We start from the raw sequence: 23,985 nt of genomic DNA, 5'->3' as shown, positions 1-23,985 counted from the left end.
CACACACTGGAGGCACAAGGCAAGGAGTGCTCGGTCACAGGATCGATCAGGACAGGGCCTGCCGTCACCCGCAGTTGAGCAATTCTTGATGTGCGTCTCACTACGTCGCCTCCCTTCGGGTAATGCTCACCGGGCTGTTGGACGGGCATACGCACCGAGCGCACTGATCAGTTCACGATAGGTACAACACGGCCGCCCTGCGCATTGATCTTGTTCAGCCCAGTGAACGCTCGATCGAGGCCGCCATCGCCCTGGTGAACCTCGCCCTGGCCTCGTCGGTGGTCCGGTCGAGGGACAGGTACGGGTTCAGGTCCTCCAACTCGACCAGCAGCAGGTCACCCTGCGCGGTGCGGCACGCGTCGACGCGTTGGATGCCGTGGTCGAGGTCGTTCCAGTCGACGAACCGTTGTGCGAACTCCAGGTCTTCGGCTGTGGGTTCGTAGCGGCTCAGCTCCCAGCGCTGGGTCGGGTCCGGGGCGTTCAGGGCGTACTGGAAGTCGTGGTCGACGAAGTAGAACGAGACCTCGTACCGGAAATCGATCTTGGGCTGGATGAGGATCTGGTCGTTGGTTCTTGCTTTGTCGGCCAGGTTGGCTTGGAGGCTGGACTCGGCTACGAACTCCAGGCCGTGTGAGTCGGCGCCGGACTTGGGCTTCACGACGTACTCGGTGGTCTGGGGGAGGCGGTCGAGGTGGTCCGCTGTGTCGATCGTGGGGATGACCGGGTAGCCGTCGTTCGTCAGGTCGATCATGTACTGCTTGCCGGCCATGTCGCCCTTGCCGGTGAGCGGGTTGTAGACGCGTTGGGCTGTGGCCTTCGCCTGGGTGCGGAAGGCGTGGTAGGCGGGTTCGTAGTCCTTGATCGGGCCGCTGTTCCTGATCACCACCGTGTCGTGGTTGTGCATCAGGGCGGTGGCGTCTTCTGGGTGGCAGATGGCTATGTCGAAGTGGGTTCTCAGATGTGAGGTCAGGTGGATGTCCTCGTCGCAGTAGCGGCGGCCTTTGGCTGGGTAGGCGAGGTTGGAGACGTAGAGGATTGAGGGGCGGCGCATGGGGTGGGGTCCTTTGGGCGGGGGCGGGCGGCGGGGTCGGGCGGGTGCGGGTTGGGTTGGTTTCGTCGCGTTCCAGCGGGGTGGTCACCTTGCTTGCGCGTGGTCGCCTTGTGCGGGTGGTTGCGCAGGTCAAGACGGGCCGGTGCCGGTCATCGCCGCTGCGCGACGATAGCGATTGGGGCTTGACCTTGAGCCTCTAGCTGGATGCACATATCGGCCTTAAAAGGCCGGGCACTAAGAGCCCGGCCGATCCCTGCAACGGTCGCATCCAGCTCCTCAAGGTCAAGCCCCAATCGCCGAGCTGGGCACGTCACCACCGCTGACCAAGTGCGAAGAGGTTCACACGCCTCGGCTTCGCCATTGCCGTTGGCGGAAGGGTGGCTCGGCTTCGCCGTTGCCCTGGCCGCTTGGAGGTACGCCTCGGCTTCGCCATCGCCCCCGACCGCGCCTCCGACCGCGCCATCGCCCCGGACCGCCCCCCGGACCGCCCCCCGGACCGCCCCCCGGACCGCGCCCCGGACCGCGCTCCCGGACTGCGCTCCCGGACCGCGCTCCCGGACCGCGCCCCCGGACCGCGCCATCGCCCCGCCACCGCCCCGCCCTCGCCATCGCCCCGCCCTCGCCATCACCCCCGCCATCGCCATCACCCCCGCCATCGCCCGCGCCATCACCCCCGCCCCCGCCATCGCTCTCGCCATGGCCGTCGCCGTTGGCGTGGCTTTGCCGTTGTGGGCGCGGGTTCGGGGTGTGGTCAGGCGGCTTCTGGGGTGTCGCCGTGGTGCCAGAGGCGGGCGTAGGTGCCGTTGGCCGTTAAGAGGTCGGCGTGGGTGCCCTGTTCGACTATTCGGCCGTTGGCCAGGACGACTATTCGGTCTGCCCTTGCGGCTGTGGCTAGGCGGTGGGCCACTACGAAGGTGGTTCTGGCGCCTGTCAGGTGGTCGCTGGCTGCTAGGACTGCCGATTCTGTGGCTGGGTCCAGGGCTGCTGTTGCCTCGTCGAGGAGTAGGAGGTCTGGGTTCACCAGTTCTGCTCTGGCCAGAGCCACCAGTTGGCGTTGGCCCGCTGAGAGGTGGTTGCCTCGTTCGCCCACCGGTTGGCGGAAGCCGTTGTGGAGGGTGGCGACCATCGGGAGGGCGCCTACTGCTTCGGTGGCCTGTTGGATTTCTTGTTCTGTTGCTTCTGGGCGGCCGTAGGCGACGTTGGTGGCCAGGTCGCCTCCGAAGAGGTGGGCCTCTTGGGGGACCACGCCCAGGCGTTGGCGGTAGGCGCTCAGGTCGTACGTACGGATGTCCTTGCCGTCCACCAGGACTGTGCCTGCTGTGGCGTCGTAGAAGCGGGCTATCAGTTTGACGAGCGTTGACTTGCCTGCGCCGGTTTCGCCTACCAGGGCCACGGTTTCGCCTGGGGTCACGTGCAGCGTGACGTTGTCCAAGGCTGGGGTGTCCGCGCCTGTGTAGGTGAAGGAGACGTTGCGGAGCTCGACCTCGCCCTTCAGGCGGGGTGGGACCGGTACGGGAATTGCGGGTGGTTCGACCGTGCTGGGGGTGCGGAGCAGGTCGCCGATCCTGCGGAGGCCGACCCTGGCCTGCTGGTAGCCGTCGAAGACGCCCGAGAGTTGCTGGATCGGGCTGAAGAACAGGCCCAGGTAGAGCAGGAACGCGAGCAGGATGCCTGGGGTGAGGCTGCCCGTCGCCACCCGGTGGGCGCCTACGGCCAGGACCACCGCTTGGGCCACGCCGGAGAGCATTGCCACGAACGGGAAGTAGGTGGCGATGTAGCGCTGGGCTCGCAGGCGGGTGCGGCGGTAGGCGTCGCTGCGTTCGGCGAAGGCCTCGGCGGAGCGGCGTTCCCTCGTGTAGGCCTGGGAGACGCGCAGGCCCGAGACGTTCTCCTGGAGGTCGGCGTTGACGGCGCTCACTCGTTCGCGGGCCTCCGCGTAGGCGGTCGAGGAGAGGCGTTGGAAGAGCACCGTCGCCGCGGCCAGGAGCGGGAGCACCGAGAGGGCTATCAGGGCCAGCGAGGCGTCGGTGACCACCAGGGCCGCGGTGATGCCCACGACCGTGATCAGGCTGATCACCGCGGTGACCAGGCCGGTCTGCAGGAACGTCGAGAGGGCGTCGACGTCCGTCGTCATCCTCGTCATGATGCGGCCGGCCATCTCGCGCTCGTAGTAGTCGAGGCCGAGGCGTTGCAGGTGGGCGTAGCTGCGGACGCGCAGCAGGTAGAGCAGGCGTTCGCCCAGGCGGGCGGCGAAGACCGTGCTGCCCGCCGTCGTCAGCCAGCCGACCACGACCAGGCCGACGCCCAGCACCACGGCCTGCCACAGCGCCGACTCGGCACCGCCCACCACGCCGCCGTCGATGCCCAGGCGCACCAGCGACGGCATGCCCATGCCGACCAGCGCGTCGAGCACCACCACGGCCGCCACGCCGCCCAGGGCCCAGCGGACCGGCCTCAGCAGGCGGGCCAGGCGGAAGGCCGGGTCGGGAGCGCGCGGGTCCTCGCCGTGCAGGACCGGGACCTCGGTGGCCGGGGGCAGCGAACGGACCTGGGCCAGCAGCTCGGGAGTGGGTGGGCCGCCGGCCAGCGCCGCCATGCCACCGCCGACGCCTCCGCCCCCTCCGCCGCCGCCACGCCTGCCGGACGCGGCCGGGGTCGAGGTCCTCGCCTCGGCGATCAGGCGGTCGTCGAGGTCCTGTTGCGACAGCGCCGGCCACAGCTCACCGGCCTTGACCGGCGCGGCGGACTCGATCGCCTCGCCGGGGCCCGCCAGCAGGTCGCGGTAGAGGGCGCAACGGGCCGTGAGCTCGGCGTGCGTGCCGACGTCGACCACGCGGCCGGCGTCGAGGACGGCGATGCGGTCGGCCAGGGAGAGCGTGGAACGCCGGTGGGCCACCAGGAGCGTGGTGCGGTTCGCCGTCACCGAGGCGAGCGTCGCGTGGATCGCCGCCTCCGTCGCGTTGTCCACCGCGGACGTCGCGTCGTCCAGCACGAGGATGCGCGGATCCGAGAGCAGGGCGCGGGCCAGGGCGACGCGCTGGCGCTGGCCACCGGACAGCGTGAGGCCGCGCTCGCCGACCACCGTGTCGTAGCCGAGCGGCAGGGCCTCGATGAAGTCGTGGGCCTCGGCGGCCTTCGCGGCGCGCTCGACCTCCTCGCGGGAGGCGTCGGGGCTGCCGTAGGCGATGTTCGAGAACACCGTGTCCGAGAAGAGGAACGCCTCCTCGAACACCACGCCCACCGCGCCGCGCAACGACTCCAGCTTCAGCGTGCGCACGTCCGCGCCACCGACCCGGACCGAGCCGGTGTGCACGTCGTAGAACCGGGGCAGCAGCAACGACACCGTCGACTTGCCCGAGCCCGCGGTGCCCACCAGCGCCAGCGTCTCGCCCGGCTCGACCGAGATCGAGAACTCCTTCAGCACCGGTTCGCTGCGGGCATAGCCGAAGGACACGTCCGAGAACGAGATCCCGAGCGGGCCGTCGGGCACCTCGCCGGGGCCGTCCGTCACGTCGGGCTGCGAGTCGATCAGCTCGTACACGCGCTCCACCCCGGCGCGGGCCAGCTGCGCGGACACCATCAGGCTCGACAGCAACCGGGTGGGGCCGACGAGGTTCGCCACGTACGTCGTGAAGGCCAGGAACGTGCCCAGCGTGACCTGGCCGTGCAACGCCAGCCAGCCGCCCAGTCCCAGCACCGCGACCTGGCCGAGCAACGGCAGCGCCGTCACCGTCGCGAGCGGCTTCGACGACAGCCTGGCGGCCCGCATCCGTTCCGCGAACAGGAACTCGGCGTGCTTCTCCAGCCGGGCGACCTCGCGCGCCTCCTGGCCGAAGCCCTTCACGACGCGGACGCCGGTGACGGTCTCCTCGACGTGCTGCGCCAGGTCGGCGGCCCGCTGCTGCGCCGACCACGTGGCCGGGAACAGCGTCAGCCGGGTGCGCCCGGCCAGCCACGCCACCAGCGGCAGCACGATCACCGCGATGATCGTCAGCGGGATCGACAGGTAGATCATCGCTGCCAGCGCGGCCAGGGCGAACACCACCGTGCCCACGGCCAGCGGCGCCATCATCAGCAGCGACTGCACCAGCTGCAGGTCGGTGATCGAGCGCGACACGATCTGCCCGGTCCGCAGCTCGTCCTGCTTCGCGCCGTCGAGCCGCTGCACCGCCGAGAACACGCCGAGCCGCAGGTCGTGCTGCACGCCCAGCGCCAGCCGCCCGCCCAGGTAGCGGCGCAGGAACGCCGACCCGAACGTCAGCACCTCTAGGACGATCAACGCCACCATCAACGGCCACAGCCGATCGGTGCGGCCACCTGTGGAGTCGTCGATCGCCGTCTTGAGCAGCAACGGCCCCGCCGCCTGCAGACCCACGCCGACGACCGCGGCGAGGACCGACAGCACCACCAGGCGGGGGTGCTGCCAGCACGCTGCGGTCAGTCGGCGGATCCAGCCCTTCGTCACGGGACCCACAGTACGTTCGGGGTCCGACACAAAATCGTGACGTCAGAAATCGCAGGTCAGGTGATGTCCTTGGACTGCGTGACGGCCCATCCGCCCGCGAACACGACACCGGCCCAGCCGAGGAACACGATCCCCGACAGCCACCAGTCCTGCGCCCCGGCCGCACCCGCGATCGCCCGCAGCACGTCCTCGATCTCCGTCGGCACGACACCCGCCGACGACAGGAACAGGTCGACCGAGACCGACCCGGTGAGCCCGTTGATCGACCCGTTCGGCAGGAAGCCGATCACCGCCGGCACCTCGAGGTACGCCAGCACGCCGTGCAGCACGTTCTCGATCACCAGGAAGTACAGCAGCAGGAGCACGATCGCCCCGGCGACGTTGGGGATCAGCGCGCCCACGCCGACGCCGAACATCGTCATCAGGATCGACGACAGCACGCAGACGAGCGTCAGCATCACCCAGCCACCTGCGTCCGGCAGCTGGCCCGAGTCGCTGGTCGCCACCACGCCGATGCCCAGGAACAGCATGATCACGAGGCCGTAGATCGCGCCCCACAGGACGTAGACCAGCATCTTCGCCAGCAACGCGTGCACGCGCGACGGCGCGGTCAGGAACGTCGTGGTGATCGTCCGGCGGCTGAGCTCACCCGAGATCGCCATCGCGCCGAAGATCATCGGGAAGATCGTCGAGATGTTGATCGCCCGGGCCATGCCGAACAGCGAGACCTTCCACTGGTCCGGCGTGACCCCGAGGAAGTCCGACACCTCGTCGACGTCACCGCTCGCCGCGAAGTCCACGAAGAACTGTCCCAGCAGGCCGGTCGCGAGCCCCCAGCCGAGCGCCAGCACGGCGGTCGGGATCAGCAGACCCCACCACAACCCGGTCGTCGTGGTCTTGCGGAGCTCCGCCTGTACGAGGTTGCCCATCAGGCCCAACCACCTTGTTGCTGCTGGTACGGATTCGGAGCCGGCGCGTGCCCGGCGTACTGGCCACTGGTGAGCTGGAAGAACAGCCGCTCGAGGTCGACCTGCTCCTCCTGGATGCCGTAGATCGACACGCCCGCCTGCAACGCGGTGTCGGCGACCTGCCGGGAGTCCACACCGGACACCGCGAGCCTGCCGTCGGGCAGCTGCTCGATCGCCTGCACACCCGCGGCACGAAGAGCGGTCGCGAGCGCGTTGTGGTCCGACGGCTGCACGAGAACGCGCTTCTGCTGCGACTGCCGCAACTGCTCCAACGGCCCGTAGAACATCGTCTGACCGCGCGAGATGATCACGACCTGGTCGACGGTCTGCTCCACCTCCGCCAGCAGGTGGCTGGAGATCAGCACCGTGCGGCCCATGCGCGCGTACGACTGCAGGAACGTCCGCAGCCACGCGATGCCCTCGGGGTCGAGCCCGTTCGCCGGTTCGTCCAGCACGAGCACCTGGGGGTCGCCGAGCAACGCCGTGGCCAGCGCCAGCCGCTGCTTCATGCCGAGCGAGAACCCGCCCACCTTGCGATCGGCGGCGGAGCTCAGGCCGACCAGGCCGATGACCTGGTCGGCCTGCGCGTCCGGCACGCCGATGGCCGACGCGTACACGCGCAGGTGGTTGCGGGCGGAGCGCGCGGGGTGGAAACCCTGCGCCTCCAGCACCGCGCCCACCACGCGGCCGGGCTGGCCGAGCTGGTGGAACGGTCGTCCGTTGATCGTCGCCGTGCCGGCCGTGGGTTTCACGAGACCCAGCAGCATCCGCAGGGTCGTCGTCTTGCCCGCGCCGTTCGGGCCCAGGAAGCCCGTCACGCTGCCGGGTGACACGGTGAAGCTCAGGTTCTGCACCGCGGCGACCGGACCGAACTGCTTGGTCAGGTTCTGGACCGCGATGAGGCCGCTGCCGTCATGCATGCGGCCCATCCTGCCTGAAACGTCACTCCGGCAAGGCGTGCTTGGGACGGGACACGACGGGCGCCCGGTGCACGACCGGTGGACCGTCGGCCGGGATCGGCAGTTCGGTGGTCATCTCGGCCGGTGTCTCCTCCGGCACCTCGATAACACCTGATCGAGTGAAGGGGTTGCGCAACGGCCGCCGCCGCTCGCGGTGGGGAAGTCCCTCGCCGATCAGGTGCTGGTGCGCCATGTTCCAGATCTGGCACGGCCACCGGCGGCGCCGCAGCCAGCCGGGACAGGCCCTGCACCGGCCGTCCTCGTCGGGCTGGTGGACCGTCAGCAACAGCCGCCAGCCGTCCGCGAGGCGGTGGATCTCCGCGCGGGCCAGCGGGACCAGTGCCTCGGCTTCTCCGTGCTCGGCGACCTTGTCCAGCAGCGCCAGGCGTTGCAGCACCGCGTCGCGCAGGGTCTCGTCCATCACATCTTCGCCGTAGCCTGGTCGAGCAGAGAGCCCAGCCGGCGAGTCTGGGTGGCGGACATCACAGCGGTCTCGCCCGGTGGCGTGACCAGCAGGACCCGGTCGTTCTCCACCAGAACGGTCATCGACCTGTCGCGACCGAACGGGTCGTGGCAGTGGATCCATCCCTGTGGTTCAGCCATGGAATCTCCCTTCGAGGGACACCCGACTCCGTCTTCATCGGCCGAACCCCCTGCTCGCCGCACCGCGAACACGGGAATTCACTCGTTTGCTGGACGGTCGGAGCGGGGCAGTGGTCCACTCGGGGAAACTTTTGGGTCGCGTTTCGGCGGGGGTGCTGGGCGAGGTGCGTCAAGGCCCGCTATATTTGGACACGGCGGCCCCGCTCCCAGTGACCCCCAGGCTGGTTGAGCGCGGCCGCCCTTTCATTTCTCTGAAGCCTTTTCTGTCCTGAGCGAAAACCGCTTGCGTCCTCCGGTCTCGTACGCTGTAAGTTACTCGTACACCGTAAGGGGGAGGAACGATGACTTCGACGACCGAGAAGGCCGTGGTGCACCCGCACCCGCAACGCTGGGCCGTGCTCGGCGTGCTCTGCCTGTCCGTGATGGTCGTGGTGCTGGACAACACCGTGCTCAACGTGGCGATCCCGTCCATCTCGACGGGCTTGGACGCGAGCACCGCCGACATCCAGTGGATGATCAACGCCTATTCGCTGGCACTGGCGGGCCTGCTGCTCACGACGGGTTCGCTGAGCGACAGGTTTGGCCGCAAGCGCGCACTCCTGGCAGGTCTGGTGCTGTTCGGCACGGGCAGCGCGGTCGCGGCCTACGCGAGCTCGTCCGAGGCGTTGATCGCGGCCCGCGGCTTCATGGGCATCGGCGCCGCGGTGCTGATGCCGGGCACGCTCGCGGTGCTCATGCAGTTGTTCGACGACGAGGAACGCCCCAAAGCCATCGGCATCTGGGCCGCCGTCACGAGCCTCGGCTTCGCGGCCGGACCGGTGATCGGCGGCGCGCTGATCAAGCACTTCTGGTGGGGTTCGGTGTTCCTGATCAACGTGCCGGTGGCGGTCCTCGCGATCGCGGCCGTCGCGGTGCTGGTGCCGGAGTCCAAGGACCCGACCGTGCGCAAGCCGGACGTGCTCGGTTCGGTGCTGTCGATCATCGGCATGGTGTCGATCGTGTACGCGGTGATCGAGCTGCCGGAGCACGGGTTCGGCTCGGCGGAGTTCGGCGTGCCGGTCACCGTCGGCCTGGTGGCCTTGACCGGATTCGCGTTGTGGGAACGGCACACCGCCGACCCGATGCTCGACCTCGGGTTCTTTCGGAACCGCCGCTTCACCGGCGCGGTGGCGTCCGGCGTGCTGGCGGCGTTCGGCATGGCGGGCTCGCTCTTCCTGCTGACGCAACACCTTCAGGGCGTGCTCGGCTACAGCCCGCTGGAGGCCGGCGTGCGCGTGGCGCCGATGGCGATCGCGTTGCTCGTCACCAGCAACACGTTGGGACAGCTCGTGATGAAGCTCGGCGCGGGCCGGGCGATGCTGCTCGGCATGACGATCGTCGCGGGCGGCGTGGGGCTGCTGTCGATCGGCACGACCTACCCGCCGACGCTCGCCGGTCTGATCCTCATCGGCGTGGGTGTCGGTGTGTCCCAACCGGTCGCGGTCAACGCGCTGATGGGCTCGATCCCGCCGGAACGCGCCGGCATCGCGTCCGGGCTGTCGGGCACGCTGACGGAATTGGGGTCCTCGTTCGGCATCGCTGTGCTCGGCGCGTTGCTGTCGGCGCGGTTCGTGGCCTCGCTGCCGGACGGCGTTCCGGGGCGTTCGCTGACCGAGGCCCTGCACAGCGGAGCGGACATCGCGGTCGTGCGCGAGGCGTTCTCGAACGGCATGAGCGTGAGCCTCGTGATCGGCGCGATCGCGGTGTTCCTGGGAGGTGTTGTGGCCAGCGTGTTGCTCCGGCGTGCTTAGGATCGCTGATGTGGAGAGCGTGTGGTTCGGCAAGCCCAGGCCCAGCAGCGGGCAGCCCCTCGGCCTGAGCCGGGAGGCGATCGTCCGCAAGGCGATGGAGATGCTGGACGCGCACGGCCTGCAGAAGCTCTCGATGCGCAAGCTCGCGGCGGAACTGGGCGCGGCGCCCATGTCGCTGTACTGGCACGTGCCGACGAAGGACGCGCTGATCGAGCTCTGCCTCGACGAGGTCTACGGCGAGTTCCCGCTGCCGGGCCCCGACGACGACTGGGAGACGGCGGTGCGCGGGATGATGCACTCGATGCGTCATCTCGCGCACAAGCACCCGTGGTGGATCCGGGGCCAGGGTGAGTTCAACAGCATCGGCCCGAAGGCCGTGGCGATGAGCGACGCGATGTTCGAACCCATGTTGCGTGCCGGCCTGTCGCTGGGCGCGGCCGCGCAGTCGATCTCGACGATCTCCAGCTTCGCCGTCGGCTACTCGATCGCCGAGGTGAACTTCCTCGCCCGCGGCGGGATGGACTCACCGCCGCCGGACCTGGCGAAGATCGCCGACCTGTACCGGGAGAAGCACCCGAACTACGTGAAGATGCTGGACGTGCCGGAGATCTGGACGCTCGGGGGGCAGTTCGAGTTCGGGCTGGACTGCATGATCGACGGCATCAAGGCGCGCGTCGCCGCCCTCAGATAGGCGAAACCCCCGCAGCGATTCACGCGTGCGGGGGCCTCATTCATTCGGTTGGTCTTAGACGACGGTCTCCAGCGGCGTGTGCACGAGGCCGGTCGCGTCGGCCACCGGGCCGTTGGTCAGCAGGCCGGCGTGGACGTTGAGACCCAGGGCCAGCGAACGGTCGTCCTTCAGCGCCTTCTCCCAGCCCTTGTCGGCCAGCGCGACGGCGTAGGGCAGCGTCACGTTGGTCAGCGCGTAGGTCGAGGTGCGCGGGACGGCGCCCGGCATGTTCGCGACGCAGTAGAACACCGAGTTGTGGACCTCGTAGGTCGGCTCGGCGTGAGTGGTGGCGCGGGAGTCCTCGAAGCAGCCGCCCTGGTCGATGGCGATGTCGACGAGCACCGAACCCGGCTTCATGTCCGCGACCAGCGCGTTCGACACGAGCTTCGGGGCCGCGGCACCGGGCACGAGCACGGCGCCGATGACGAGGTCGGCCTCGCGGACGGCCTGCTCGATGGCGAACGAGTTCGACGCCAGCGTGCGCAGGCGGCCCTGGAACTGGGCGTCGATCTGGCGCAGGCGGTCGACGTTGGTGTCGAGGATCTGCACGTCCGCGCCCATGCCGACGGCGATGGTGGCCGCGTTGACGCCCGCCACACCGCCACCGATGACGACCACGCGGGCCGGGGCGACACCGGGGACGCCGCCGGGCAGCACGCCGCGGCCGCCGGAGGGCTTCATCAGGCTGAACGCGCCGACCTGCGGGGCCAGGCGGCCCGCGACCTCGGACATCGGGGCGAGCAGCGGCAGCGAGCGGTTCGGCAGCTGCACGGTCTCGTAGGCGATGGCCGTCGTGCCGGAGGCGAGCAGCGCCTCGGTCAGCGGCTTGTCGGCGGCGAGGTGCAGGTACGTGAAGAGGGTCTGGCCGGCGCGGAGACGCGGGTACTCCTCGGCGATCGGCTCCTTCACCTTGAGCACCAGGTCGCCCTCGGCCCACACGTCGTCGGCGGTCGCGAGGATCTTGGCGCCCGCGGCGAGGTACTCCTCGTCGGTGATCGCGGAACCGAGACCGGCGCCCTGCTCGACGTAGATGTCGTGCCCGCGGCTGGTCAGCTCGTGCGCACCGGCGGGGGTGAGAGCGACGCGGTACTCGTGGTTCTTGATCTCGCGGGGAACTGCGATCCGCACGATGACTCCTCCGTTCGGTGGCCTACATCTCATAATGTGGGCCAGTCGCAAGGTCATGTCACTGTGCAGCTGGCACTATCCGGCACCCCCTGGTTTGTTCAGTTGGAACAGAGCGACCTGAGGCTCGTTCGCGTTCCGCTCGACCGTCCCGCGTTGACACCCGGCGGGGACCGCACATAGCGTTCGGCCCGGACAACTGAACACCGGCCGCGGCGCGCGAGCGCCAGAACCCGCGTGGGAGAGACCTCGACGAACCGGTCGGGGCGCCGAAGGGGCAAGCTCCCGCACACTCTCAGGCAGCAAGACCACCCGGGGTAGGCAACTCTGCACGGCGGAGGGGGCGCAAGTTTCCTGATCCGTCACTGCCAGAGGAGTCGCGCCGTGGAGTTCCCCGAGAACCTGCTCTACACCGTCGAGCACGAGTGGGTCGACTGGACGCCGGGCACCCAGGACCCGCTGACCTGCGGAATCACCGAGTACGCCGCCGACGCCCTCGGTGACATCGTGTACGTCCAGCTGCCCGAGGTCGGTGCCAAGGTCGTCACCAACGAGGTCTGCGGCGAACTGGAGTCCACCAAGTCCGTCAGCGACCTGTTCTCGCCCGTCACCGGTGAGGTGCTCGAGGTCAACAGCGCTGTCGTGGACGACCCGGCGGTCGTGAACAGCGACCCGTACGGCGCCGGCTGGCTGTTCAAGGTCCGTGTGGACTCGGCGGAGAACCTCCTCACGGCGGCGAAGTACGCCGAGCTCACCCAGACCAGTTGATCCTGGGCCTGACTGACCGCCCCACCACCACGAAGGACTGATCAGTGGCGATCAGCGTTTTCGACCTGTTCTCCGTCGGCATCGGACCGTCCAGCTCCCACACGGTCGGCCCGATGCGCGCGGCCGCGATGTTCGTGCACAAGCTCGGCCCGAAACTGTCCTCAGTGGACCGTGTGCACGTCGAGCTGTTCGGCTCGCTCGGCGCCACCGGACACGGTCACGGCAGCCCGAAGGCCGTGTTCCTGGGCCTTGAAGGAAACCTCCCGGAAGAAGTCGATCCCACGGTCGCGGCGGCCCGCGTCGAGGAGATCGTCTCCGGCGGCCGGCTGAAGCTCGGCGGCGCGCACGAGATCGACTTCGTGCACGACCGCGACCTCGTCATGCACCGCCGCAAGTCACTCCCGTTGCACCCCAACGGGATGAGCTTCGAGGCGTTCAGCGGTGACAAGTCGGTCGAGCACGCCGTCTACTACTCGATCGGCGGCGGTTTCGTCGTCGACGAGAACGCGTCGGGCACCGACCGGATCAAGCCCGACTCGACACCGTTGCCACACCCGTTCCTGACCGGCGACCAACTCCTCGCGCGCTGCCGCGAGACCGGCCTGTCGATCAGCGAGATCATGATGGCCAACGAGCTGTCGTGGCGCACAGAAGAAGAGGTGCGCTCCGGGCTGCTGCACATCTGGCACGTCATGCAGGAGTGCGTCGAACGCGGCTGCACCGAGCAGGGCGTCCTGCCCGGCGGCCTCAAGGTCCGCCGCCGCGCCGCCGAGATGCGCAAGTCGTTGCAGGGTGAGCACTTCGTCACCGACCCGCTGCGGGTCATGGACTGGGTGACGCTCTTCGCGCTGGCCGTCAACGAGGAGAACGCGGCTGGCGGCCGTGTCGTCACCGCGCCGACCAACGGCGCGGCGGGCATCGTCCCCGCGGTCCTGCACTACTACACGAAGTTCGTGCCGGGAGCTTCTGACGACGGCGTGGTCAGGTTCCTGCTCACGGCGGCCGCGATCGGCGTGCTGTTCAAGGAGAACGCGTCGATCTCCGGCGCCGAGGTCGGCTGCCAGGGCGAGGTCGGCTCGGCCTGCTCGATGGCCGCCGGCGGTCTCGCCGAGGTCCTCGGCGGCACCCCCGAACAGGTCGAGAACGCCGCCGAGATCGCCATGGAGCACAACCTCGGCCTGACGTGCGACCCGATCGGCGGGCTGGTGCAGATCCCGTGCATCGAACGCAACGCCGTCGCGTCCATCAAGGCCATCACGGCCGTGCGCATGGCTTTGCGGGGCGACGGCTCGCACTTCGTGTCGCTCGACAAGGTCATCAAGACCATGCGGGACACCGGCAAGGACATGTCGGTGAAGTACAAGGAGACGGCACGCGGCGGGCTCGCCGTGAACGTCATCGAGTGCTGACTCAGCGGGCGTCGTACGCCTTCTGCGCTTCCAGCACTTCGGGCATCCGCGCCTCCAGCAAGTGGATGAGCGCGAGCAGCCTGTCCGCCGTCTCGCGCCCGAGCGGCGTCAGGCTGTAGTCGACGCGCGGCGGGTTCGTGTTCTGGGCTTCCCGGTGCACGAGCCCGTCGCGCTCGAGGGCCTGCAACGTCTGCGAGAGCATCTTCTCGCTGACCCCGTCGACGCGGCGGCGCAGCTCGTTGAAGCGCAGCGGACCGTCCACGAGCACGCCCAGCGTCAGGCCGCCCCACCTGCCCGTGACGTGCTCCAGCGTGGGACGTGACGGGCACGCCTTCGCGAACACGTTGAACTCCATACCGGCATCATAGCTGGTCAAAACGCTAACTGATAGTAAGTGTGAGAGCTCTCCGCGTCAGGGGAGCTCTCACACCGTCAGAACGGCCAGGTGGCGTTCCGGCCTGCTTCGAGCAAGGGGACCATCCGGAACGTCGCGTCCGAAAGGCCTCCGAACTCGTGCCGGTTCGCCTTGCCGGTGGCGTACGCGGCGTTGCGGTACCCACCCAGGTTGAACCCGTAGATCGGCACGTGCGCCGGCACGACGTTCGAGACGCCCTGCCCGTGGTACCCGGACATCGTCTGCATGTCCGAGATGATGAACACGCGGTCGTGGCGCCGGTAGGAGCGCTTCAGCGATCCGACGATGTCGGTGCCGTGCCCGACCTCGCCGATCCGCTTCAGGAACCGGTCCACCTCGCGGATCACCGACGCGCCCGGCTTGACGTCGTGCCGGAACGTGCCGTCCGCGAAGCCGACCACGTCGACCTGCTCGCCCTTCGCGCCGAGTGCGACGCCGAAGACCGCCGCGGCCTTGGCCGGGGTGACCTTCGACCGGGCCGAGATCGCGCCGCCCGTCATCGACGCCGAGGTGTCGACGAGGACCAGCGAACGGCCCGGCAGTGCGGGCAGGTTCGACAGCGACGCCTGCAGCGCCTGGTCCAGGGCGTGGCCCCAGCGCAGGCTCGGCGCCGCCTCGTAGGCGGACAGGAAGCGGAACGGGAACTGGCGCGAGCGCGCCACCTGGCCGGGGTCGGCCAGACGGGTTGCCACGGCGGCCGCCGCCTCGTCGGACATGCCGGCCTCGTCGAAGTTCCTGAGGTTCCGCAACTGAGCCATGTAGCCCATCGACGGCGCGAGCGCCTCCCACACCTCGCGCGTCAGCGGGCCCTGCAGCCACCCCGACACGGCCTCCCACGTCATCCCGGCGCCGCGCAGCACGCCGGCCGCGTCGGGACGCGAGAAGAGCGCGCGGCGCTGCTCGACCGGCCACGCCATCAGCTCACGCCGGGCCGTGACCACGCGCAGGTCAGCGGGCACGGGCGCGTCCGCGGAACGGCGGCGGTCCAGCACGTGCTGGAACAGCGCGCCCTGCCACGGTGCGGCGGGCGAGGGGTGGGCGAGGTTCAGCACGTCGGCCATGCGGAAGCCGCGGGCGTCGCTGTCCCACTTGAGGACGGCGCGCTCGTTGTAGAGGCGCCCGACGGCGTCGGAGATGCCGCGCTTGATCGGCTTCGGCACACGCCGGCCGTGCTTGCCCGTCCAGTACGCGAGGAGCTCGCCCGGCTCGTCGGCTCGCTGCAGCACGGAGTCCACGACGGCACGGTTGGTGACGCCTGCGGAAGACTCGAACAGGAGCCGTGCGTGGACGAACTCGGCCGCGCCCACAAGCGACGCCGTGCGCATGTTGGCCTCGTTGCGCAGCCACGCGAGCAGGCGTGCGGTCCACTCGGGATCCGTCAGGGCGGCCGTGTGCACGAGCTGTGCGAAACGGTTGTCGCGCTCGGAACCCGACTCGTAGAAGGTGTCCTCGCCGCCCATGTTCGACACGGCGAGCAGGAAAAGCTCGGACTTCGTGTCGCGCGCGTAGCCGTCGCCGCCCTCGTAGGTGCGGCCGGTCGCTTCCTGCGCCGTGGCGACCGGGCTGGTGCCCGCCGGACGTGCGCGGAAGATGTTGAACTTCGCCATCGGCTCTTCCCCCTCAAGACAAAAGAAAAGGGAGCCCACGAACGCCACACGTGTCCGAGATCAAGGTCGCGGAAGGTACGTTGCTGCTCTGCCAGTTTGAGCTACAGCCGGTTGCCCGTCTGGCGGGATTCGAACCCGCAACCTGCCCATTAGGAGTGGAAGTAACCCTCTGCTTCGCACCGGACACGTGTGGAGTTGTGCGCTCCCGAGTTCAAAACCGCCGACGGGGGTCATTTTACAGATGAAGTATCCGTCGACTTCGCACCGGGTGCGATTTTTATGCAACCACACCGCGCCAGCGAATTACTGGCGGAATGTGGAGTTTTTGGACGCCCGAGATCAAATCGCGGAGGGTGACGTGTCCACCGAGGTGGACGAGACCGGCCGGAACCGGCCTCAGGAATCGAACCTGAGAATCACCAGAAGTAACCCTTCGCTGCGCACCGGGCGCTCATTCATACAACCACACCGCGCAAAGGGTTTTTCCTAAGGTGCCGCCTTCACGAGCCGGCGCAGCAGGTAGAAGAGGCCGACGGTCAGCAGGAATCCGACGGCGCTGATCATCACGATCTGCTCGACGGTGTCCGCCTGCGACCCCGCGAACACGTAGGCGGCGCAAATCGGCAGGGTGCCGATGAGCGTGAACGACATGAAGGTCCGGAACGACACCCGCGACACCCCGGCGGACACCGACACCGTCTCGGCCATCATCGGGATGCCGCGCGCCACGCCGAAGAACCAGGGCCCGAACTGACGGCCCCAGCGCCGCATCTCGGTCAGTTCCTCGATGGTCACCACCCGGCGCACCAGCCACGGGCCCGCGAACCGTCCCAGGGCGTACCCTGCGGCAGAGGAACCCAGGGATCCGACTACCGCGAGTGCCAGCCCGAAGGGCAGGCCGAGTGCCGTTCCGGCCAGCACGATGAGCGGAGTGGACGGCACGGGCAGCAGCACGTCCACGACGAGCAGGCCGAAGATCGCCGCCGCCGCCCACACCGGGTCGATGCCACGCACCCACGTGACGACCCCGTCGAAGTCGATGAGGTCCAGTGCCTCGAACACGATCCAGCTCAGCAGGACGAAGCCGAGCACGACGGCCGGTATCCACTTCCACCGAACGCCCGTCTCATAACTCATCGGGTGATGGTCGCCCACGTTGATCCGCCGGACAATCCGCCAGTGGCGCAGGTTCCGCGAAGGGACACACATGAGTGACGATCTCGTGCCTTTTCTGGGGCACTGGGTGCTCGACCCGGCACGCTCCGCGTACACCGGCGGCACACCGCCGCGCAGCGGGCACTACGACCTGAGGCTCGAGCACGACAGACTGGTCGTCAGCATCGAGGGCGTGCTGGGGTCCGGCGACCCGATCCGCACCGGGTACACATTGGACCTGTGGCAGGACACGCCGATGAGCGTCGGCCACGTCGACCGCGTGCGCACGGTCGTGGAACCGCGCCGCTTCTGCACGATCGCCTACGCGGGCCCGCAAGCGGTTGCGCGCGCCTGGCGGGTGCTCGGCCACCTCAACGAGATGACGGTCGTCCAGTCCGCGCCGGACGTGTTCGGCGTGTGGCGCGACGACGTCTCCGTCTACCGCAGACAGTTCTAGGTACGTAGTTCAGGAACGCGGTCTGAGCACCGTGACGACGACGCGCAGGCCCAGCAGCACCGCGATGATCAGCAGGTTGTAGCCGAGCACTTGGTGCAGCCCGACGTCCGCCGCGATCTGCGGCCCGCCGGTCGACCCGAGCAGCAGCACCGCCATCACGCCGGCGGTCGCGCCCAGCGCGGTCAGCATCACCTGGTGCAGCAGGCCCGTGACGAACGACCTGTCGCGCTCGTCCGCGAACAGCCTCATCGACATGCTCAGGCGGCCCTGCTCCATCGCCCCGGTGATCCGGTCGATCCGCCGCGGCAACCGGCGCAGCATCGGTAGCACGGCCTGCAGCTCCTCGGCCATGGTCCGCTGCACCGACTCGGGCGTGAGCCGTTCGGAGATCTGCTCGGCGGCGAACGACCGCGACTCCACGACGATGTTGAAGCCCGGCGCGAGCGTCGCCAGCGTGCCCTCCAGCGTCGCCAAGGCCCGGAACACGGCCGCGATCTCCGGCGGGATGCTCAGGCCGAACCGCGACACGATCAGGAACAGGTCGCCGAACATCTCCACGTCCGGGCGCATGCCCGCGCCGAGGTGCCGGGCCATGAACTGCCCCAGCGCGCGCTCCAGGCGTTGCTCGTCGATGTCCTCGGGGCGTGAGGTGAGTTCCAGCAACGCGTCCGTGAGGCCCGCCGGGTCGCCGCGGTCGATCGCCAGCAGCAGCCGTTGCAACGCCGAGCGCAGCGCGGAGTCGATCCGCCCGACCGAGCCGAAGTCGAGCAGGCCGAGGCGTCCGTCGGCGAGCAGCAGCACGTTGCCGGGGTGCGGGTCGGCGTGGAAGACGCCGTCGAGCATCACCTGGCGCAGCACGAACCGCAGCAGGGTGCGCGCCAGGCCCTCGTCCTCCGCCGCGCCGCGCAACGGCACGCCGTCGAGGCGGTCCATGACGAGCACGCGGGACGTCGAGAGGTGGACGTGGGGCAGCCCGACCGACGAGTCCGAGGCCGCCGCGACGGTCGTGATGTTGCGGGCCTCGATCTTGAAGTCGAGCTCCTCGCGCAACGCGGCGGCGAACCCGGCGGCCAGGTCGCGGACGCCCAGTGCGGATCCCCACCGGGTGCGCTGCAGTTTCTCGGCGAGCCGCGTGACGATGTCGAGGTCACCCTCGGCGGTGGCGCGGACGTCCGGGCGCTGCACCTTGACGACGACCTCGGCGCCGGACTTCAGCACGGCGCGGTGCACCTGGGCGATCGACGCCGCCGCCAGGGGTTCGGGGTCGACCTCCCGGAACGCGTCGAGGCCGACCTCGGCGTTGAGCACGGCTCGCACCTGCTCCCACTTCGCGGCGGGAACGTTGTCCTGCAACAGGCTCAGCTCGTCGACGAAGTCCTGTGGAAGCAGGTCGGCGCGCGTGGACAGCACCTGGCCGAGCTTCACGAACGTGACGCCGGCGTCCTGCAGCGCGAGCCGCAGCGACCGCGAGAGGCCGGTGGAGGTCCGTTCCCGGCCGCGCAGGTAGGGGCCGAGACCGTGCCGGACCGCGATCGTGGTGATCCGCGAGTACCGGCGGGTCCGCGCGATCCGGCGGCGCGCCATGCCCCACCACTCGGTCGGCGGTGGGATCGAGCCGGTCGGCACGATGATCTCGGCGAACGCCAGCAGGCCGATCACGACCAGCAGGGCCAGTCCGAGTTGCACGGTGGCCAGCGCGGCGGACGGTTCGGCGGTCGTCTCGCCGAAGATCGTCGTCGCGATCGACATCGCGAGCGCGCACATCAGTGCGGTGCGGATCAGGCCGACGCGCAGGCCGAGGATGCGCCGCGCCGCCAGGGCCATGCCCAGGACGAGCAGCACGAACGTGATCGGGAAGCCGATCGTGTAGACGAGGAAGTCCCCCATGATCCGCAGCCTATGCGGTGGAAGCTGAAGGTCGCCGGGGAAGGCTGAACGCCACCGGTGTTCCAGCACGACGGCGGTGTGCTGGAACACCGGTGACGCGGTCAGGGGGTCAGAAGTCGAAGACCTTGCCGGTGTACGCGCGCAGCACGCACGGGTTCGAGAACACCTGCTGGAAGTCGATCCTCTTGCTGCGCCACTTGCCGCGCAGCGTCGCCTTGGTCGGGTTCAGCTCCATCGTGCACATCGCGCCGGTCTCTTCCAGTCTGCGGAAGTCACCTTCGACGGGCAGGAGCTGGTCGCACGCCATTTCGGCGTTGCGGTGCAGTCCGCCTGCGGGTTCGCAGTTCAGCTGCGTGGTGCTGAGCGTGCCCATCTCCGGTTGCACCGACAGCACCAGGCCGGATGCGGGGAGGAGGGGCGCTGTCAAAGGCGCTGCGTGTGCCGTCGCGGGGATGAGCGGGGCGGCGAGCGCGAGACAGGCAAACAAGATTCGGGTCCTTGCCATGCCAACACTCTGGCGCGGCAAGGACCCGGAACTCCAACCAACTGAGCGGTAAACACCTCATCGTGTAAACCGCCGGAAGTGCGTGCAACTAGACGCCGGTCAGCTCCGTCCCGGCGAGAGCGGCGGCCACCTGCTTACCCACCGCAGCCATTCCCTTGGCGTTCGGGTGAACCGGGAACGCGAGGCTCGTCGGGATGATGCCCTCGACCCACTTGTCCCACGGCGCCGCACACGTATCGCGACCGGAACTGATGTCGTAGGGGTTCACGAACGTGGCACCGGCGGCTTTCGCCTGCGCGCCGAGCATTCCGTTGAGCTGCTTCTGCACGCCGTCGAGGAACGGCACGTCGCCCCGCGAGATCGGCACGATCGGCCAGCAGCCACCGGACGACGGCAGGATGCGCAGGTAGCCCACGACGACGATCTTGGCCTTCGGACTGCGCTGCTTGATGCCCGCGAGCACGGCGGCCACCTTGCCGGCGGTGGCGTCGACGCGCTGGGCCAGCGAGTCGCCGTAGTTCGCCTTGCACGGAGCGCCGTGCGGGTCGAGCACGCTCTTGCCGGCGCAGGTCAGGATGATGTCGGAGAAGCCGATGTCGTTGCCTCCGATGGACACCGTGACGAGGTCCGTGTCGGCCTTCAGGGCGGAGAACTGGGTCACCGACTGGCCGGGGATGCCGGTCTGGACCCCCGCCATGTCCTTGGTCTGCGCGCCACCGCAGGAGATGTCGGTGAAGTTGGCGATCCCGAGCCTCTCCGCGAGGACGGACGGGTAGTTCTGGGTGGACTTGAAGCAGCTCAGCGGGTCGAGCCGCTGCAGGGGGATGAACGGTCCCGACACGAACGAATCTCCGAGCGAGACGTAGTTCCGGTACTGCGGGGCGGCGCTGGCGTGCGGTACCAGCAGGGCCGCGATCAAGGCTGTGAGCAGGGAAACGACAGTCACTCGGCGCGTCATTGCTACCTCGTTACTGAAGAGTAGGAACGTAGGACGAAGGGTGACCGGACCATTGCGCAGTGTCAATCCCTCGACCAGGCTGGAACGATGACGGGGGTACGCAAAGCAGCGGCCGCTTCCGCGGTCGGCAACACGATCGAGCTGTACGACTTCCTGCTCTACGGCACGGCCTCGGCGCTGGTGTTCGACAAGATCTTCTTCCCGCAGTTCGACTCGCGCGTCGGCGTGCTGCTCGCGTTCGCCACGTTCGGTGCGGGCTTCTTCGCCCGTCCGCTGGGCGGCGCGGTGATCGGACACCTGGGCGACCGGATCGGGCGCCGGCCGATGCTCGTGGTGACGTTGTCCGCGACCGGCCTGTCGACGGCGTTGATCGGCTTGCTGCCGACGTACGCCCAGGTGGGGATTCTCGCGCCGTTGTTGCTGGTGCTGTTGCGGATCGTGCAGGGCTTCTTCATGGGCGGCGAACAGGGTGGCGCGTCGCTGATGGCCGTCGAGCACGCGCCGCCGGGGCGGTGGGGCTGGTACGGCAGCTGGGTGTTCATCGGGTCGCCGGTCGGGCTCGTGCTGGCGAACCTCGCGATGTACCTGTCCTCGCGCGCGTCCGGGCCGGACTTCCTGAGCTGGGGCTGGCGGGTGCCGTTCCTGTTCTCGGTCGTGCTGGTCGGGATCGGGCTCTACATCCGGTTGCGCGTGTCGGAGTCGCCGCGGTTCGCGCGGGCCGAGAAGGCGCGGCTGCCGATCGCCGAGGTGCTGCGCGACCGGTGGCGCGTGGTGCTGCTGGGCGCCGGCGTGAACCTCGGCTTCACGATCTTCATCTACGTGCTGAGCGTGTTCATGATCGGGTACGGGCGCACGGCGTTGAAGATCTCCGCGGACGATCTGCTGATCGCGACTGTCGTGGGGTCGGCGGCGCAGGTCGTCGCGGTGCCTGCGTTCGCCTTGTTGTCGGATCGGATCGGGCGGTTGCCGGTGATGTTCGGCGGGGCGATCTTCCAGGCCGCGTTCGCGTTTCCCTTGTTCTGGCTGACCGATTCCGGCTGGTTCACGTTCGCGATGGTGCTCGGGTTCGTCGGGTCTGCGGCGTTGTTCGGGCCGTCTGCGGCGTACTTCGCCGAGCTCTTCCGGACTCGCGTGCGGTACAGCGGGGTGGCGTTGAGCTTCCAGCTCGGGGCGGTGCTGGGTGGCGGGCTCGCGCCGTTGGTCGCGCAGTCGTTGCTGCGCACCGGAACCTGGGCCATCGCGCTGTACCTGATCTGTGGTGCGGTGCTGTCCGGGGTGTGCCTGCTGGTGATCGGGTCAGCGCACGAGGCGGAGCCGGCGGGCGGCGAGTCCGATGCTCAGCCGCTGGCCCCAGCCCAGCCGTAGCGCGTCGCTCTCGATGCCGTCGCCGAACGCGACCAGGCCGTCGGACTCGACGTCGATGTCGAGCGGTGCGCCGGTGATCTCACCCTCGGTGTGTTCGGTGCTGGTGCTCGGTGACGGCCACGCCTCCCTGACGAACCAGACGAGGCGGCGCTCGGTCGGGTGGGGGAGAGCGAGCGGACTTCTTCGTTCGCGGTGGGCGGAACTGCACCATCCTGTTGCGCCGGTACCGCTGCCGACGAGGATGCCGGACGAGGCCTGGCGTTCGTTCGCGATGCGGTAGCGGCTGGTCTGGTGGCTCGGGTGGCCGACGTAGATCTCGTTGAGCGCGTACAGGGTCTGGCCGTCGTCCGACCTGGCCTCGACCATGGTGCGGTCTTCGGTGTTGTGGGTGCTGTGCAGGAGTTCCGCTGTTTCGGACGGGGAGTGCTGCGCGAGCACACCCCTGTCCGGGTTGATGCCGATCACGGGCTGGCCGTCGAGGTACTTGGCGACGTTGGCGACCAACCCGTCCTGACCGACGATGACGACTACGTCCTCGGGCGCGAACAGGAACCGCGACAGGTCTTCCCGCTCGACGACGCCGCGGCGCCAGTCCAGCGGGATCGCGGCGCCGACGTCTCCCAACGCCCTCCTGGCCTGTTCGTCACGTTCCACCACCTCGTCCAGAGTCCTGTTGCGGGACTTGAGGAAGAACTCGACCTGACCTCGCGTCCCGTGCCGTGCCAGCAACTCTGTCAGTTCGGTGCGTCGGTGCACCAGCACGATTCGCGGTGCGAGGCTCATCGCGCGAGCCGGTTCAGGATCGGCTGGATGATGTCCGGGGTGAGGGTGATGCTGCCGATCTCCGGGAGGTTGCCCGCCAGTTCCTTCGCCGCCAGGGCGTAGATCGTGTGTTGCGGGATCTCCTTGTAGGCGTCGAGTCTTGCCTTCTCGCCTGCGGCTTCGGCCTCGGCCAGCTTGCGGATGCCGTCGGCCTTGGCCTCGTCGGCGATTCTGCTTGCCCTGGCTTGGTCTTCTGCCTTCTTGAGGGCGTTGGCGCCTCGTTGGACCACCAGGAGTTCTTCTCGCTTCGCCAGTTCGATCTGGTTCTGGAGTTCGTTCTCGCTGATGGCTCGTTCTCGTTCCACCGCGATGGCTCGGCGTTCGTAGGTGGCCTTGTCGGCCTCCTGTTGGACTTTCTCCCTGATGGTGGTCTGGAGGGCCTTTTCCAGGTCGGCGTCTGGGCGGATGGCTACCACGCGGACGTCGATGATCTCCAGGCCGATGTGGGCTGCGGTCAGGTTCTCGGTCACTGCTTGCTTGACTCGTTCGACGCCGGTTCTGAGGGCTGTTTCGAGGGTGGTGGTGCCGAGGGTTTTGAGGGCGTGTTGCTGGGTGCTCTCGGTGAGGGTGTTCGCGATCTGGCTCAGGGGGTCCTGGCGCCAGGTTCCCGTGTCCGGGTCGATCGAGAAGTCGATCCTGGAGGTTGCGGTTTCTGGGCTGGTGCAGCGGTAGGTGATGGTCAGTTGGACCGTCACGTCCTGGTAGTCCTGGGTTCTGGCGTGGAAGAGCATGGGGAGTTCTCGGTCGTCCATGGGGACTTCGGACAGGACTGCGGTTCTGGGGCGGAACCAGAAGCTCAGGCCCGCGCCCTCGTGGATGAGTTTGCCCCGGTTGATGTGTCGGATGTGGACGGTGGGGGCTCCCCTGAGGTGGCGGAGGCCTGGGTACCTGGTGATGTCGGCCATCATTGGCTCCTTATCGTCGTGTTGACGATAAGCCTATACTG

Annotated in this window: 21 protein-coding genes and 1 riboswitch; of the genes, 6 read left to right on the top strand and 15 right to left on the bottom strand. The window is 68.7% G+C overall.

From position 1 onward, the window contains the following. Positions 1-214: 214 nt before the first annotated feature. The 6 genes from IEY88_RS09405 to IEY88_RS09380 all read right to left on the bottom strand — a co-directional run bounded on the left by IEY88_RS09405 (position 215) and on the right by IEY88_RS09380 (position 8,046). Positions 215-1,051: a hypothetical protein gene (locus IEY88_RS09405; RefSeq protein ID WP_189154216.1), complete on the bottom strand. Its 837-nt coding sequence runs from the start codon at positions 1,049-1,051 to the stop codon at positions 215-217. Between the two features lie 751 nt (positions 1,052-1,802). After that, complete coding sequence (locus IEY88_RS09400) at positions 1,803-5,525, bottom strand: ABC transporter ATP-binding protein (protein ID WP_189154215.1); 3,723 nt, start codon at positions 5,523-5,525, stop codon at positions 1,803-1,805. Between the two features lie 47 nt (positions 5,526-5,572). After that, positions 5,573-6,445 carry an ABC transporter permease subunit gene (locus tag IEY88_RS09395; protein ID WP_189154214.1) on the bottom strand — a complete coding sequence of 291 codons (873 nt, stop codon included), beginning with the start codon at positions 6,443-6,445 and terminating at the stop codon, positions 5,573-5,575. Beyond that, positions 6,445-7,404: an ABC transporter ATP-binding protein gene (locus IEY88_RS09390; RefSeq protein WP_189154213.1), complete on the bottom strand. Its 960-nt coding sequence runs from the start codon at positions 7,402-7,404 to the stop codon at positions 6,445-6,447. The genes IEY88_RS09395 and IEY88_RS09390 overlap by 1 nt, the downstream gene beginning before the upstream one ends. 22 nt (positions 7,405-7,426) lie before the next feature. Further along, positions 7,427-7,864 carry a hypothetical protein gene (locus tag IEY88_RS09385; protein ID WP_229693208.1) on the bottom strand — a complete coding sequence of 146 codons (438 nt, stop codon included), beginning with the start codon at positions 7,862-7,864 and terminating at the stop codon, positions 7,427-7,429. Further along, positions 7,864-8,046 (bottom strand): hypothetical protein, encoded by a 183-nt coding sequence (locus tag IEY88_RS09380; protein WP_045312139.1) that lies wholly within the window; start codon positions 8,044-8,046, stop codon positions 7,864-7,866. The genes IEY88_RS09385 and IEY88_RS09380 overlap by 1 nt, the downstream gene beginning before the upstream one ends. A 341-nt stretch (positions 8,047-8,387) precedes the next feature. On the opposite strand from IEY88_RS09380, the gene IEY88_RS09375 reads away from it, so the two are divergent. After that, entirely contained in the window at positions 8,388-9,836 is a 1,449-nt protein-coding gene (locus IEY88_RS09375; protein WP_189154212.1) for an MFS transporter, read from the top strand. Positions 9,837-9,846: 10 nt separating this feature from the next. Continuing rightward, on the top strand, positions 9,847-10,527 hold the full coding sequence (locus IEY88_RS09370; RefSeq protein ID WP_189154211.1) for a TetR/AcrR family transcriptional regulator: 681 nt from the start codon (positions 9,847-9,849) through the stop codon (positions 10,525-10,527). A gap of 54 nt (positions 10,528-10,581) precedes the next feature. Here the strand turns inward: IEY88_RS09370 and ald are convergent, their stop codons facing one another. Continuing rightward, entirely contained in the window at positions 10,582-11,694 is a 1,113-nt protein-coding gene (gene ald, locus IEY88_RS09365) for an alanine dehydrogenase (protein ID WP_189154210.1), read from the bottom strand. Between the two features lie 225 nt (positions 11,695-11,919). Beyond that, a riboswitch (glycine riboswitch) is annotated at positions 11,920-12,012 on the top strand. 63 nt (positions 12,013-12,075) lie between these two features. On the opposite strand from ald, the gene gcvH reads away from it, so the two are divergent. Continuing rightward, entirely contained in the window at positions 12,076-12,459 is a 384-nt protein-coding gene (gcvH, locus tag IEY88_RS09360) for a glycine cleavage system protein GcvH (protein WP_189154209.1), read from the top strand. A 44-nt stretch (positions 12,460-12,503) separates the two neighbouring features. Next, positions 12,504-13,868 (top strand): L-serine ammonia-lyase, encoded by a 1,365-nt coding sequence (locus IEY88_RS09355; protein ID WP_189154208.1) that lies wholly within the window; start codon positions 12,504-12,506, stop codon positions 13,866-13,868. A 1-nt stretch (position 13,869) separates the two neighbouring features. Here the strand turns inward: IEY88_RS09355 and IEY88_RS09350 are convergent, their stop codons facing one another. From IEY88_RS09350 to IEY88_RS09340, 3 genes are all read right to left on the bottom strand, one after another. Further along, positions 13,870-14,223, bottom strand: a complete 354-nt coding sequence (locus IEY88_RS09350) for a winged helix-turn-helix transcriptional regulator (protein ID WP_189154207.1) — start codon at positions 14,221-14,223, stop codon at positions 13,870-13,872. A 77-nt stretch (positions 14,224-14,300) separates the two neighbouring features. Then, entirely contained in the window at positions 14,301-15,890 is a 1,590-nt protein-coding gene (locus tag IEY88_RS09345; RefSeq protein WP_189154206.1) for a TROVE domain-containing protein, read from the bottom strand. A gap of 486 nt (positions 15,891-16,376) precedes the next feature. Next, the gene (locus IEY88_RS09340) at positions 16,377-17,027 is read right to left on the bottom strand and encodes a TVP38/TMEM64 family protein (RefSeq protein ID WP_189154205.1); all 651 of its coding nucleotides are present in this window, start codon (positions 17,025-17,027) and stop codon (positions 16,377-16,379) included. Between the two features lie 70 nt (positions 17,028-17,097). On the opposite strand from IEY88_RS09340, the gene IEY88_RS09335 reads away from it, so the two are divergent. Then, on the top strand, positions 17,098-17,502 hold the full coding sequence (locus IEY88_RS09335; RefSeq protein ID WP_189154204.1) for a hypothetical protein: 405 nt from the start codon (positions 17,098-17,100) through the stop codon (positions 17,500-17,502). A gap of 9 nt (positions 17,503-17,511) precedes the next feature. On the opposite strand, the gene IEY88_RS09330 is transcribed toward IEY88_RS09335, so the two are convergent. From IEY88_RS09330 to IEY88_RS09320, 3 genes are all read right to left on the bottom strand, one after another. Beyond that, positions 17,512-19,389 (bottom strand): ABC1 kinase family protein, encoded by a 1,878-nt coding sequence (locus IEY88_RS09330; RefSeq protein WP_189154203.1) that lies wholly within the window; start codon positions 19,387-19,389, stop codon positions 17,512-17,514. A 109-nt stretch (positions 19,390-19,498) separates the two neighbouring features. Then, positions 19,499-19,816 carry an SSI family serine proteinase inhibitor gene (locus tag IEY88_RS09325; protein ID WP_189154202.1) on the bottom strand — a complete coding sequence of 106 codons (318 nt, stop codon included), beginning with the start codon at positions 19,814-19,816 and terminating at the stop codon, positions 19,499-19,501. A 166-nt stretch (positions 19,817-19,982) separates the two neighbouring features. Then, positions 19,983-20,840, bottom strand: coding sequence for an SGNH/GDSL hydrolase family protein (locus tag IEY88_RS09320; RefSeq protein ID WP_229693207.1), 858 nt, complete (start codon positions 20,838-20,840; stop codon positions 19,983-19,985). A 99-nt stretch (positions 20,841-20,939) separates the two neighbouring features. Here IEY88_RS09320 and IEY88_RS09315 point away from each other — a divergent pair, with 99 nt between their 5' ends. After that, positions 20,940-22,217: an MFS transporter gene (locus tag IEY88_RS09315; RefSeq protein ID WP_189154200.1), complete on the top strand. Its 1,278-nt coding sequence runs from the start codon at positions 20,940-20,942 to the stop codon at positions 22,215-22,217. On the opposite strand, the gene IEY88_RS09310 is transcribed toward IEY88_RS09315, so the two are convergent. Further along, the gene (locus IEY88_RS09310; RefSeq protein ID WP_189154199.1) at positions 22,149-23,000 is read right to left on the bottom strand and encodes a hypothetical protein; all 852 of its coding nucleotides are present in this window, start codon (positions 22,998-23,000) and stop codon (positions 22,149-22,151) included. The two genes, IEY88_RS09315 and IEY88_RS09310, sit on opposite strands and share 69 nt — an antisense overlap. Next, complete coding sequence (locus tag IEY88_RS09305; protein WP_189154198.1) at positions 22,997-23,944, bottom strand: SPFH domain-containing protein; 948 nt, start codon at positions 23,942-23,944, stop codon at positions 22,997-22,999. The genes IEY88_RS09310 and IEY88_RS09305 overlap by 4 nt, the downstream gene beginning before the upstream one ends. Positions 23,945-23,985 lie beyond the last annotated feature (41 nt).

The organism is Lentzea pudingi (genome assembly GCF_014646255.1).
Taxonomy (GTDB): Bacteria; Actinomycetota; Actinomycetes; order Mycobacteriales; family Pseudonocardiaceae; genus Lentzea; species Lentzea pudingi.
Note: the sequence above shows the minus strand (reverse complement) of the source record. Positions and strands in the feature narration are given on the sequence as shown.